Source organism: Streptomyces sp. Je 1-369 (assembly GCF_026810505.1).
GTDB lineage: Bacteria > Actinomycetota > Actinomycetes > Streptomycetales > Streptomycetaceae > Streptomyces.
This window is the reverse complement of the sequence record NZ_CP101750.1, coordinates 6593993-6606891: the sequence shown is the minus strand read 5'-3', so window position 1 is coordinate 6606891 and position 12899 is coordinate 6593993. Positions and strand designations below refer to the sequence as shown.

Annotated in this window: 11 protein-coding genes and 1 pseudogene; 6 read left to right on the top strand and 6 right to left on the bottom strand. The window is 70.6% G+C overall.

Going from position 1 to position 12899, the window contains the following annotated elements:
* Nucleotides 1–43: 43 nt before the first annotated feature.
* Nucleotides 44–1177: a CobW family GTP-binding protein gene (locus NOO62_RS29860; RefSeq protein ID WP_268773892.1), complete on the bottom strand. Its 1134-nt coding sequence runs from the start codon at nt 1175–1177 to the stop codon at nt 44–46.
* Between the two features lie 328 nt (nt 1178–1505).
* On the opposite strand from NOO62_RS29860, the gene NOO62_RS29855 reads away from it, so the two are divergent.
* Nucleotides 1506–2051 (top strand): DUF6082 family protein, encoded by a 546-nt coding sequence (locus NOO62_RS29855; RefSeq protein ID WP_268773891.1) that lies wholly within the window; start codon nt 1506–1508, stop codon nt 2049–2051.
* Between the two features lie 256 nt (nt 2052–2307).
* On the top strand, nt 2308–2547 hold the full coding sequence (locus NOO62_RS29850) for a hypothetical protein (protein ID WP_268773890.1): 240 nt from the start codon (nt 2308–2310) through the stop codon (nt 2545–2547).
* 96 nt (nt 2548–2643) lie between these two features.
* Here NOO62_RS29850 and NOO62_RS29845 read toward each other — a convergent pair whose 3' ends face one another.
* The gene (locus NOO62_RS29845) at nt 2644–3819 is read right to left on the bottom strand and encodes a citrate synthase/methylcitrate synthase (protein ID WP_268773889.1); all 1176 of its coding nucleotides are present in this window, start codon (nt 3817–3819) and stop codon (nt 2644–2646) included.
* 120 nt (nt 3820–3939) lie between these two features.
* On the opposite strand from NOO62_RS29845, the gene NOO62_RS29840 reads away from it, so the two are divergent.
* From NOO62_RS29840 to NOO62_RS29825, 4 genes are read left to right on the top strand one after another with little or no spacing between them, the layout of a single operon-like run.
* Entirely contained in the window at nt 3940–5226 is a 1287-nt protein-coding gene (locus tag NOO62_RS29840) for a citrate synthase family protein (protein WP_268773888.1), read from the top strand.
* 10 nt (nt 5227–5236) lie between these two features.
* Nucleotides 5237–6220 (top strand): sucrase ferredoxin, encoded by a 984-nt coding sequence (locus tag NOO62_RS29835; protein ID WP_268773887.1) that lies wholly within the window; start codon nt 5237–5239, stop codon nt 6218–6220.
* Between the two features lie 28 nt (nt 6221–6248).
* The gene (locus NOO62_RS29830; RefSeq protein WP_268773886.1) at nt 6249–7955 is read left to right on the top strand and encodes a sensor histidine kinase; all 1707 of its coding nucleotides are present in this window, start codon (nt 6249–6251) and stop codon (nt 7953–7955) included.
* Nucleotides 7952–8629 carry a response regulator gene (locus tag NOO62_RS29825; protein ID WP_268773885.1) on the top strand — a complete coding sequence of 226 codons (678 nt, stop codon included), beginning with the start codon at nt 7952–7954 and terminating at the stop codon, nt 8627–8629. The genes NOO62_RS29830 and NOO62_RS29825 overlap by 4 nt, the downstream gene beginning before the upstream one ends.
* A gap of 59 nt (nt 8630–8688) precedes the next feature.
* Here the strand turns inward: NOO62_RS29825 and NOO62_RS29820 are convergent, their stop codons facing one another.
* The 4 genes and pseudogenes from NOO62_RS29820 to NOO62_RS29805 all read right to left on the bottom strand — a co-directional run bounded on the left by NOO62_RS29820 (nt 8689) and on the right by NOO62_RS29805 (nt 12865).
* On the bottom strand, nt 8689–10281 hold the full coding sequence (locus NOO62_RS29820) for a cation acetate symporter (protein WP_268773884.1): 1593 nt from the start codon (nt 10279–10281) through the stop codon (nt 8689–8691).
* A 146-nt stretch (nt 10282–10427) separates the two neighbouring features.
* Nucleotides 10428–10931 (bottom strand): annotated as a pseudogene (locus tag NOO62_RS29815) (DUF485 domain-containing protein); the annotation flags it as partial.
* Nucleotides 10932–11042: 111 nt separating this feature from the next.
* Nucleotides 11043–11780: a response regulator transcription factor gene (locus NOO62_RS29810; protein WP_268773883.1), complete on the bottom strand. Its 738-nt coding sequence runs from the start codon at nt 11778–11780 to the stop codon at nt 11043–11045.
* Nucleotides 11777–12865, bottom strand: coding sequence for a sensor histidine kinase (locus tag NOO62_RS29805; RefSeq protein ID WP_414930908.1), 1089 nt, complete (start codon nt 12863–12865; stop codon nt 11777–11779). Before NOO62_RS29805 ends, NOO62_RS29810 begins: the two co-directional genes overlap by 4 nt.
* Between the last annotated feature and the right edge of the window lie 34 nt (nt 12866–12899).

Below are 12899 nucleotides of genomic sequence, written 5' to 3'. Positions count from 1 at the left end.
GGCCGGTGCGACCGGGACCCGCTAGCCCCCTCACCAGCCCTCGCTAGCCCTCTGTGTCGGCGCTTTCGTCCGGTTCCTGGACGTAGCGCAGTACGCCCCACATACTCCGCTCGTCGGCGGCCTGTGGGGCGTACTCGCGACAGGCCTCCAACTCCTTCTCCAGGGCCGGTACGTCGACGCCCGACCCGATGAGCACCAGCTGGGTCAGCCGTGGCTCGTCGGGTCCCCACGGCTGCGGGTAGAAGCGCAGGAACCGCCCCACGGCGTGGACCTCGTACCGGTTCCGCGGATCGGCGGTACCGAAATCGACGTACCCCTTGATGCGGTAAAGCCCTTCGGGACGGCTGTCGAGCAGGGCCATCAAGGGGCGCGGCCCCATGGGCACTTCGGAGGTGAAGGCGAGACTCTCGTAGGCGGAGTGCAGGTGGCCGCCGTGCTCACCGTGTCCGCAGTCCTCGCCATGCCCGTCGTGGTCGCCATGCCCGTCGTGGTCGTCGTGGTTGTCGTGGTCGTCGTGGTTGTCGTGGTCGTCCTCGCGCAGGTCGTCGAAGGAGAGCTGCCCCACGCGCTCCCCCACGGGTGCGCGGTCGAAGAACAGCTCCACGTCGACGCGGCCGTACGAGGCCGAGACGACGGCCGCGCGCCCCGCGAGCCCCCGGACGACCCCGAGAACACGCTCGTGCTCCTCGCCGGGCACCCGGTCGGCCTTGTTGACCACGACGAGGTCGGCGATGCCCAGGTGCCGGTCCACCTCGGGATGCCGCTCCCTGGTGGCGTCGAACTCGGCGGCGTCCACGACCTCGACGAGTCCCCCGTACACGATGTGCGGGTTCTCGCTGGCCAGCAGCATCTTCACGAGTTCCTGGGGCTCGGCGAGCCCGCTGGCCTCGATGACGATGACGTCGATCCCGGCGGCGGGCCTGGCGAGCCGCTCCAGATACTCGTCGAGCTCACTGGCGTCCACGGCGCAGCACAGACAGCCGTTGCCGAGGGAGACGGTCGAGTCGCCGAGCTGTCCGGCGACGGACATGGCGTCGATCTCGATCGAACCGAAATCGTTGACGATCGCCCCGATCCGGCTGCCGCCGCTGCGGTGCAGCAGATGGTTGAGCAGGGTCGTCTTGCCCGAGCCCAGGAAGCCGGCGAGGACGACGACCGGAATCTGCTGCCTGTTCAACGCGGACCTCTCGTATCGACGCTGGTACGGACCGCGACGGATGCCGTACGACGAATGAAGACGGGGCCAGGATAGGCACGCGTAGTCGGGCCGCGGAGTGAACGATTGTTAGCGGCGCTCGCGGGGCACACGTTAGGCACGGCGCCGGGTTGTCAGACCACCGCTTCCCTCCGTGCGCCTCCTCTCCGCCTCCCCGCCGATCAGAGCCGCTCGGCACCCTGGGAGACGGCAAGCGCACCGCCCACCGCTCGCCGGTCCGCTCCCTGTCGACCCGCACCCGACGACCGGCGGACGGTCGCCCGAATCGGGGGTTGACATGTTCACAAAGATGCACGCGGCAGAGATGCTGCGCTGCGTTGTCACAGCAGGGCTTGGCATCGCTGCGGGAGCCGTCGCCACCACGGCCGCGCAGCGACGGTCCTTCGACGCGCTCGACGCGCGGCTCGAGCACTTGGAGCGCACGGCGCGGGCCCAGCGCCACGCAGATCTGACCTACCAGCAGCGGTTGCACTGGGAGTTGCTGAGCAAGGCCATGGACGACGCCGACCTCGCCGAGGTCCTCGACGCCTACGGAGAGGGCGTATCCGCCAAGCGGCAACGGCAGTACCTCTACGCCAACGCGATGTACACCAACATGGTGCTCAACTACCGCATCGGCAATGTCACCCGGGACCAGTTCTTCGGCTACGCCCGCGGCATGCTCCAGAATCCGATCGTCCGGGAGTACTGGCACGCGACCCAGCCGCATCGGGCGACGCTGGACAGCACCACTGAGGAGGCGCAACTGGGCCTGATGGTCGACGACCTCCTGCAGCAGCTGGAGGAGGCGGACATCGACGAATGGTGGGTCGTAGGCGAGCCGCCGCCCACATAAGGCCAGGTCGGGGCGGTACGCAGGCCCACACGTCGGGGGTACTTGATCCACACGGGGGACATGGCGAGCGTCTCACGAAAGGGCCCGTAACCAACTCCGGCACCGCGCCGTTTTGCAGTGGCAGGCGGTGAACTCCAGCCTTGCACCCACACAAGAGCGCCGGTGTTCCGCGTTGCTGCCTGCGAGCCCCTCCTGTTCAGGTCTCGAACGCGGCGGCCCCAGGCACGTCGGCCGCGAGATCAAAGGGAAAACGACAGTGAGCCGAATCATCCGTCGTATCGGGGCATCCCCCCGCGCTCGTGGTTGCGCGACGGGCCAGAACTGTCCCGACATCTTCGAGCTGACCGACGGAAGTTTCGCTGTCATCGGTACCGACGTCACAGCCAAGCTGGACGCCGATCTCCCCTCGGATGCCTCGCGCGCCGACTACGAACGCATCATCACCATCTCCCGCGAGACCTTGATCCGGGCCAAGGCAGACATCCCGGACGCCTGACAGGCACGCATCACTCGTTGCACTGCACGCACGCGGGGGCGCCGACACAACGTCGACGCCCCTCGGTGTTGATGCTCTCGGCCGACCTGGCCCCGGTCAGTCGAGAGCGGGCACCGGCACCGGAGGAACCACCCCCACATACCGTGCCGCCGGCCGGATGATCTTTGAGTCGCGCGCCTGCTCCAGGATGTTGGCGCTCCAGCCGATCACTCGTGCCGACGCGAATGTCGGGGTGAACATCTCGCGGGGCAGGCCGCACAGTTCCATGACCACGCCCGCGTAGAACTCCACGTTCGTGTGAAGCTCGCGGCCCGGTTTGAGCTCCGCCAGGATCGCCTCGACCTGGCGTTCCACCTCGACCGCGAACTCCACCATGTCGCCGCCGAACTGCTGGGCGATGCCTCGCAGCATGCGGGAGCGCGGGTCCTCGGTGCGGTAGACGGGGTGGCCGAAGCCCATGATGCGGTCCCCCGCCAGGACCCGCTCGCGGATCCAGCCGTCGATGCGGTCGCGGGTGCCGATCGCGTCGAGGGTGTCGAGGGCGCGGCTCGGAGCGCCGCCGTGCAGCGGGCCCGACAGCGCACCGACCGCACCGACCAGGCAGGCCGCGACGTCCGCGCCCGTCGACGTGATGACTCGGGCGGTGAATGTTGACGCGTTGAATCCGTGATCAATGGTCGAGATCAAGTATTGCTCGATCGCCCGAGTGCGGGCGGTGTCCGGTTCCGAACCGGTGAGCATGTAGAGGTAGTTGGCGGCGTACGACAGGTCGTCGCGCGGCTCTACGGGGTCGAGGCCCTGCCCGAGCCGGTACAGCGCGGTGAGCAGCGTCGGCACGACGGCGGATGCGGCGAGCGCATCCGCGCGGCGCCGGTCGTCGTCGATGTCGTACACCGGGCGGAAGCCCTTCGACGCACCGAAGAGCGACAGGGCGGTGCGCAGCCCGGAGAGCGGTCCCGACAGTGCGCTGGCGCGGGCTATGGCGGGCAGCGCCTCGCGCACCTCCGCGGGGAGGTGGCGCAGCGACGCGGTGTGCGCGGCGAACGCGGCGCTCTGCTCGGAGTCGGGCAGAGCGCCGTGGAACATCAGGTGCCACACGTCCTCGAAGCGGCGCTGCTGCGCGAGTTCGACGGCCGAGTACTGGCGGTAGTGGTAGAAGCCCTCGTACCCCCTGACGTCCCCGAGTTCCGTCTCGGTGACGACGACACCCGCGAGTCCTCGTGGGACCTCCACGGGTTCGGTGGGGGCGGCAGCGGAGCCATTGATCGGCATGTTCTTCCTCGACTTCCTCCCTGGACTTGATTCGACTGTCCATGCTTGACTTATGTGGTGTCAATATTGATTCAATCAATGTGCACGTACAGGTATCGGGATGCGGATACGGTGACGCCTATGACGGATCAAGGAGCCACGCACGAAAACCGGCGGCTCAGCACCAAGGAAGCCGCCGAGCTGCTCGGCGTGAAGCCCGAGACCGTGTACGCGTACGTGAGCCGTGGCCAGCTCAGCAGCCGCCGCGGGCCCGGCTCCCGGGGCAGCACGTTCGACGCCAAGGAGGTCGAGGCGCTGGCCCGCAGGAACCGACGGGAACCCGCGGTAGCGACCACGGCCAACGAGCTCTCCGTACGCACCCGCATCACGCTCATCGACAAGGACCACTACTACTACCGCGGTGTCGACGCCGCGGAGCTCGCCCTGAACCACTCCTACGAAGAGGTCGCCGAGTGGCTGTGGACCGGCGTCCTGCGCCCCGGCGTCGTCTTCACCGCCCCCCACGAGACCGCCGGCGCGGCGCGCCGCGCCGTCGACGCGCTGCCCGAGCACAGCGGCCCCACCGACCGGCTGCGCGTCGCCGCCATCTCCGCCGCGGCCGCCGACCCGCTCCGCTTCGACCTCTCCGAAGAGGCCGTCATCGGCACCGCACGCACCCTCATCCCCACCCTCGTCGCCGCGCTGCCGCCCGTCCTGCCCACGCACCGCGACGCAGGCCCGCTGGCCCGCCGCCTGTGGGCCCGGCTGACCGGCATCAAGCCCGACGAGGCCGCACTGCACGCCCTGGACACGGCGCTCGCACTGCTCGTCGACCACGACCTCGCCGCGTCGACGCTCGCCGTCCGGGTCGCGGCCTCGGCGCGCGCCCACCCCTACGCCGCGGTGTCCGCCGGACTCGGCGTCCTGGAGGGCCCCCTGCACGGCGCGGCGAGCGGGCTCGCCCACCGCATGCTGATCGACGTGCTCGACAGGGGCAGCGCCGCTCCCGTGGTCGCCGACGAACTCCGGACGGGCCGCCGGGTCCCCGGGCTCGGCCACCGGCTCTACCCCGGCGAGGATCCGCGCGCGCAGGCGCTGTTCGCCCTCCTGGAGGTGATGCCGAAGGCCGACCCCGCCCTCGCGGCGGCGCGCGACGTGGTGGCCACCAGCGCCCGCCACACCGATCTGCGGGCCAACGTCGACCTGGCCCTGGCCGTCCTCACGGCGTCCACGGGGATGCCGGCCGAGGCAGGCGAGACGATCTTCGCGGTGGCGCGCACGGCCGGCTGGATCGCGCACGCTCTGGAGGAGTACGAGGAGCGACCGCTACGTATGCGCCCCAGCGGCCAGTACGTCGGTCTGCGTCCGCCCCAGCCGATGCCCTACGGCATACAGCGCAGGACGGGCCCGGGAGGCAGCGCAGGTTAGGCTCGCCTGCGTGAGTACGTGTGCGACCGCCTCGCGGGACCTGGCCGAACCTCTTGCGGGGACCGCTGCCACCGCCCGGACATGGCTCCTGCTGGAACAGCCGGGCCCCTGGGGCGCCAAGGCCCTGACGTCCAGCCATCTCGACCCGGAGCTCGGCCGCGCCCTGGAGAAGGCGGCCAAGGGAACCGGCGTGCGCATCGCCCTGATACGCCGCCCCGGACGCCACGCGGACTGTCACGCGACGGCCCGGCACCAGGTCTACGTGGGGCACACCGTCCCCGGCCGCACCTGGCTGCGCGGCACGGTGCTCGACGATCCCCGACAGTTGCTCGACCTCGACTTCACCGCTCTCGGAGCGGGTGACCACGGCGGCTTCGGCGACCCGCACACCGGCGACCCGCTCGCGCTCGTCTGCACGAACGGCAAGCGTGACCGCTGCTGCGCCCTGCTCGGGCGGCCCCTCGCCGCCGCACTCGCCGCCTCGGGGGCGGAGGGTGCCTGGGAAACCACTCATCTGGGTGGTCACCGCTTCTCGCCCACCATGCTCGTGCTGCCCCACGGATACGCGTACGGCCGCATGGAGACACCTGCCGTCAAGGAGATCCTCGACGCGGCACGCGCGGGCCGCGTCCTCGCCGAGGGCTGCCGGGGCAATTCGGCCTGGGAACGGCCCGGGCAGGCCGCCGAGCTCGCCGTACGCGAGGCGGCGAAGGAAGAGGCCGCCGACGCGCTGAGGGTCGTCGCGACGGACAGAGCGGACGCAGCAGCCGCAGTGGACGGAGAGACCCCGCACTGGGAGGTGACCGTCGCGCACGCCGACGGCCGCCGGTGGCGCGTCACCGTCGCGCAGCGGGCGTCGCTGCCGCCCCGCCCGGAGAGCTGCGGCGCGGCGCTCGCCTCGCCCGCGCGGATGGACGTCGTGGTGGTGGAGGGGATTCCCGAGGGCGCCGACGGGCCCACGTACGAGATCCCCGCCACAGTCGCTTCGGAGTAGCCCGGTCGCGGCCGTACCGTTCGTACACATGAGCCCGACCTCCCCTGCGCGGCGTCTCCGCCTCGGCCTGCCGCGGCGTGTGTTCTCGCAGGTGCTGCTCATGCAGCTGGCCATCGCGGCCGGGGTCGCGGTGCTCGCCACCGGCCTCTTCCTCGCGCCGCTGAGCGACCAGCTCGACGATCAGGCGATGCGCCGCGCGCTGGCCATCGCACAGACGACGGCCGCCCAGCCGCGCATCGCCGAGGACCTGTCGTCGTCCCGGCCCACGGCCGGGGGCCCGGTCCAGGAGGCGGCCGAGCGGATTCGGCGGGCCAGCGGCGCCGAGTACGTAGTGATCATGAACAAGGAAGGCGTGCGCTGGTCCCACACCGACCACGGTCAGATCGGCAAGGTCGTCTCGACGGACCCCAGCGACGCCCTCGCAGGCCGTGACGTCATGGAGATCGACAACGGCACGCTGGGCCGCTCCGCCCGCGGCAAGGTGGCGTTGCGGGACGCCGACGGGAAGATCGTGGGCGCTGTCTCCGTGGGCATCGAGTACGACAGCGTGCGGGCCCGTCTCGTCCACTCGATCCCCGGGTTGCTCGCCTACGCGGGCGGGGCCCTGGCCGTCGGCGCGCTCGCCGCGTACCTGATCTCACGGAGAGTGCAGCGGCAGACCCGCGACCTGGCTTTCTCCGACATCTCCGCGCTGCTCGCGGAGCGCGAGGCGATGCTGCACGGCATCCGTGAGGGAGTGGTCGCGCTGGACCGGTCCGGCCGGATCAGGCTGCTCAACGACGAGGCGCAGCGTCTCCTCGGCCTCGGTACGGAGGTGATCGGGAAGCCGCTCGACGAGGCGCTCGGGGCCGGACGTACGACGGACGTGCTCGCCGGTCGGGTCACTGGAACCGATCTGCTGACCGTACGCGGGCAGCGCGTCCTGGTCGCCAACCGCATGCCCACCGACGACGGCGGCGCCGTCGCCACCCTGCGCGACCGCACGGAGCTGGAACAGCTCGGCCGGGAGCTCGACTCCACCCGTGGCCTGATCGACGCCCTGCGCGCGCAGGACCACGAGCACGCCAACCGCATGCACACGCTCCTCGGGCTGCTGGAACTCGAGATGTACGAGGAGGCCGCGGAGTTCGTCGGCGAGGTGGCGGGCGCCCACCGGGTGACGGCCGAGCAGATCACCGAGAAGATCCACGATCCGCTGCTCGCCGCCCTGTTGGTCGGCAAGGCGACCGTGGCGGCGGAGCGGGGCGTCGCCCTCTCGGTGCCGCGCGACACCGCTCTGCCGGACCGTCTCGTCGATCCGGGCGGGCTCGTCACGATCGTCGGGAACCTCGTCGACAACGCCCTCGACGCAGCCGCCGGCACCCGCCACGCGCGCGTGGAGGTCGATGTGCGTACCGAAGGGCGCACCGTGCTTCTCCGGGTGCGCGATTCCGGCCCGGGGGTCCCGACGGAACAGCGAGAAACGATCTTCACCGAGGGGTGGACGACGAAGGAGCCTCCCGCCCACGGCAAGCGCGGCATCGGCCTCGCCCTGGTGCGCAGGCTGGCCGAACGGCAGGGCGGCAGCGCACGCGTCGGCGAAGCACCGGAAGGTGGCGCGGAGTTCAGCGTCGTACTGCCCGAAGGTCTGACGGAGCCCGGGATCGCCGCGGCGGAGGAGCACTCTGCGGAAGACCACGACGGCCCGCAGCACGAAGGAGCGACAATGACCCGGGTCCCCAAGGAGCCACGATGATCGAGGTTCTCGTCGTGGACGACGACACCCGTGTCGCGGACGTCAATGCCGCCTACGTGGAGAAGATCCCCGGCTTCCGAGTGACCGCCAAGGCGCACACCGCCGCCGAGGCCCTGCGCCTCGTCGAGGACGTCCCCGTCGACCTGGTGCTGCTGGACCACTACCTGCCGGACGAGACCGGCCTCTCCGTCGTACGCAGCTTGCGGGAGCGGGGCCACCAGACCGACGTGATCATGGTGACCGCGGCGCGCGACGTCACAACGGTGCAGGCGGCGATGCGGCACGGCGCACTCCAGTACTTGGTGAAACCGTTCTCCTATGCGGGTCTGCGCGCCAAACTCGACGCATACGCCACGCTGCGCCGCACCCTGGACGGCGGCGGCGAGGCGGAGCAGGCCGAGGTCGACCGCATCTTCGGCGCCCTGTCATCGACTCCCGCGCCCGAGCTGCCCAAGGGGCACTCCCCCACGACGGCGGAGCTGGTGCGCCGGGCCCTGCTGGCCGCGGAGGGGCCGCTCTCGGCCCAGGAGCTGGCGGACCACACACGACTCAGCCGGCAGACGGCACAGCGCTACCTGAAGCTCCTGGAGCGCACGGGCCGGGTCCGGCTGAGTCTCAAGTACGGCGACACAGGCCGTCCCGAGCACCGCTACGAGTGGGCTGCCAGCACCTGAGACACCCGCACAGCCCGGCTCGCCGAGCAAGCCACCCCCCTGTGACGAGGAGGGAATCGTTACGCCGCACCGGCACCGGTGAGCGACCGCACCTCCGTCTCCGCGTGCTTGGCCTCATCCGCTTCCTCACGCGAGGTCACCGTGCCGAGCCACCCCGCGAGGAAGCCCAGCGGGATGGAGACGAGGCCTGGGTTCTCCAAGGGGAAGTACTGGAAGTAGACCCCCGGGAACAGGGACTGGGGCCCTCCGGAGACCACCGGCGACAGGACCACCAGCACGAGCGCGGGCAGCAGTCCCCCGTACACCGACCACACCGCACCCCGTGTCGTGAAGTTCCGCCAGAACAGGGAGTAGAGCAGCACCGGAAGGTTCGCCGACGCCGCGACGGCGAACGCGAGACCCACCAGGAATGCGACGTTCAGATCACGGGCCAGCAGGCCGAGGCCGATCGCGATCACACCGACCCCTGCGGCGGCGATACGGGCGACCGCCACCTCGCTGCGCGGCTTCGCGTTCCGCCGTCGCAAGGAGGCGTACAGATCGTGGGCCACGGCCGCCGACGACGCGAGCGTGATGCCGGCGACCACGGCGAGGATCGTGGCAAAGGCGATGGCGGCGACGATGGCGAACAGAACCGTTCCACCCGTGGAGTGCGCGCCGCCTCCCAGATCGAGCGCGAGGAGCGGAACTGCCGTGTTGCCCGAGGCATTCGACCCACGCACCGCATCGGGGCCGACGACGGCGGCCGCGCCGAACCCGAGCACGATCGTCATCAGATAGAAGCTGCCGATGAGTCCGATGGACCAGACGACCGAACGGCGGGCGGCCCGCGCGGTCGGCACGGTGTAGAAGCGGGAGAGGATGTGCGGCAGCCCGGCGGTACCGAGCACCAGCGCGAGGCCGAGGCTCATGAAGTCGAGGCGCGCGGTCCAGTCCCCGCCGTACTTCAGACCGGGCGCGAGGAACCGGTCGCCGTGACCACTGCGGCCCGCAGCGGTCCGCAGCAGCTCGTCGAAGTCCCCGTAGAAGCGCACCAGGACGAGGACGGTCAGCGCGATCGCCCCGCCCATCAGCAGGACCGCCTTGACGATCTGGATCCAGGTGGTGGCCCGCATCCCTCCCAGCGACACATAGACGACCATGAGCGCGCCGACGCCGATGACCGTCCAGGTCTGCGCCGCCCCGCTCGTCCCTCCCAGCAGCAGCCCCACCAGAGAACCGGCCCCCACCATCTGCGCCACCAGGTAGAGAACGGACACGGTGACCGAGGAAGTTCCCGCCGCGATCCGCACCGGGCGTTCCCTCATCCGCGCGGCGACGACATCGCCGAGCGTGAACCGCCCGCAGTTGCGCACCAGTTCGGCCACGAGGTACAGGACGACCAGCCAGGCGACGAGGAACCCCACCGAGTAGAGCAGCCCGTCGTAACCGAAGAGGGCGATCAGTCCTGAGATGCCGAGGAAGGACGCAGCCGACATGTAGTCGCCGGCGATGGCGAAACCGTTCTCCATCGGGGAGAAGAGCCGCCCGCCCGCGTAGAACTCCTCCGCCGAGCCGTGCCGCTTACGACTCGCCCATGTGGTGATCGCAAGAGTGACTGCGACGAACACCCCGAACAGCAGCAGCGCCAGGGTCTGGTGTTCCCCCTTCACCGCTCCACCTCCTGGGCCGCCACCGCTCCCTGCGCAGGCGCCTTTCCCTGCGCAGGGAGCGGTGCCGGCCGCACCCCCGCACCCCGCTCCCCCTGTTCCCCCCGCTCTTCCTGCTCTTTCTGCTCTTCCTGCTCGCGTAGTTGCTCCTGTTCCTGCTCCCGCTTCTGCTCGAAGACGGCCCAGCGCAGGTCGAGCGCCGCCCTGTCCCGCCGCAGCCGTGCGTGGCGCGCATACGCCCACGTCAGCAGGAACGTCGTCAGGAACTGACCGAGCCCCGCCACCATCGCCACGTTCACCGCGCCGCTGACGGGCCGTGCCATCAGGCCCGGTGCCGTCGTCGCGGCCGCGACGTACGCGACGTACCAGGTGAAGAAGAGCGCCACGCCCGGGACTACGAACCTCCGGTACCGGCCGCGCACTTCCTGGAAGGCGGTGCTGCGCTGCACTTCCACGTAGATGTCGGCCGGGCTCGTGCTCCCTTGCCGGGCCGCGTCCCGGGGCGCCACCACGGAAGCCGGGGATCCGGCGTCGTCGAGTTCTCCCCAGCCGGAGGCAAGCGTGTCGTACCAGGGGTCTCTCAGGTCGCCGGAGCGGTCCCGGCCGGTAACGGCCCGGCCCGGCCCCGCATCGGGCCCGTCGTACTTCTCCACCGAACTCTCCTTAGTCCGCGGCCCTGTTCGGCCACGTGCCCAAGGATGGACAGATCGGTAAGATCCCAGACTCTCCTCTCATTGCTCTTCACCCCATCAGGTGAAGCCACGTCAGATGTCTGAGGCCCTGTCCAGCTTGATGAGCCCATGTCTGTACGCGTAACGCACGGCCTGCGCGCGGTCCTTGAGTGCCGCCTTCGCGAAGAGGTTGTTGATGTGGGTCTTCACCGTCGCGGTGGAGACATGCAGCGCCCGGGCGATCTCGTGGTTCGACATCCCCTCGGCGATCAGGACCAGCACCTCGGTCTCCCGCGCGGTCAGGCCGTCCGGAGGATCGGCCGCTGAGGCGTCGTCCGGCTCCGACAGCCGCTCGAGGAGCCGCCGCTGGATCCGCGGAGAGAGTCCCGCATCTCCTGAGAGCACGTCCTCGACGGCCCGCACGATCTCGTTCCCGCCCGCGTCCTTCGTGAGGTAGCCGCGTGCCCCCGCCTTGAGCGCGGGGAACAGCGAGTCGTCGTCGGCGTAGGTCGTGAGCACGACGACCTGTGTCCCCGGATACTCCGCGCGGATCCGTCGCGTGGCCTCCGCGCCGTCACACCGGGGCATGCGCAGGTCCATCAGGACGACGTCCGGAGCGAGCTCGGCGACCAGGCGCACGGCCTCCTCGCCGTCCGCGCCGGCACCCACCACCTCAATGCCGGGCAGCAGCCCCAGCAGCATCACGATCCCCTCGCGCACCACGGTCTGGTCGTCGACCACGATCACCCGCGCGGGTGGCTTTCCCCGGCCCTCGGCAGGTCCGGCCGGACTGACCTCCGTGGCCTTCGCAGCAGCCTCGTTCCCCGTCATCCCGGCACCCTCAGCGTCACCACGAAGCCCTCCTCACCCGGTCCCGCCTCCAGGGATCCGCCCAGCAGCTCGGCGCGCTCGCGCATCCCGAGCAGACCGTACCCGCCGCCGGAGGTGCCGAGCTCACCCGGCGATCGCCCTCCCGAGTCCCTGACATCGAGCCTCACTTGATCGTTCTCGTACCGCAGGCACACCTCGACCTCCGCGCCCGGCGCATGCTTGCGGACGTTCGTCAGCGCTTCCTGCGCCACTCTCCGCACCGCCTGGGACGCCTCGGCGGGCAAGGGGCGCCGATCCCCCGCCACGGTGACCGAGGCGCGGTCGGCCGTGACGAGCTCGCGCAGGAAGTCCTCGACCGGGGTCATCTCCCCGCGCAGCGCGGACAGGGCCTGTCTCGTCTCGGCGAGCCCCTCTCTTGCCATGGACCGCGCCGCCACGACCCGGCCCAGAACCTGCTCCTTGGACGCATCCCCCTCGATCAGCAGCCGCGCGGCCTCCAGGTGTACGAGCTGTGCGGAGAGGCTGTGCGCGAGCACGTCGTGGATCTCGCGGGCGATACGGGCCCGCTCGGCGAGGGCAGCCGATTCCGTCTCCGCGGCCCGCGCGGCACGCTCCTGCGTCAGCAGCCGCAGGGCGCTGCCCCTGGCCTCGGCATCCAAACGGAGGGTGTATCCGGCCAGCACCAGACCGATGACGGTGAGTGCCGTGATGAGCGGGCTGTCGCCGATGTACACGGCGTATCCGGACATCGCCACGAGCACACAGGGCGCTGCCGCGAGTATGGGGAGCCGCTCCAGGGCGGAGATCGCCGAGCCGCACCACAGCACCATGGCGAGCACCTGCCACTCACCGAACTCGGCGGCGAGTGCGGTGGCCAGGAGCAGTGACATCAGCGCCAGGGAGGGCCAGAGGCGGTGGGCGAACGAGACCCGGAAGAACGCCCACCCCGCCCACGTGACGGCAAGGACCATCGCCACCCCGGCGACGAGCCGCAACCCGCGGTCCGCATGGAACGCGTCCCACAGCAGGCTGCCTATGACCACGACGCGCAGGACTCGGACGAACCACAGCCGGGCCAGGCTCATCCCGGCCCACGTGAGCGCCTCCCGGGAAGGCCAC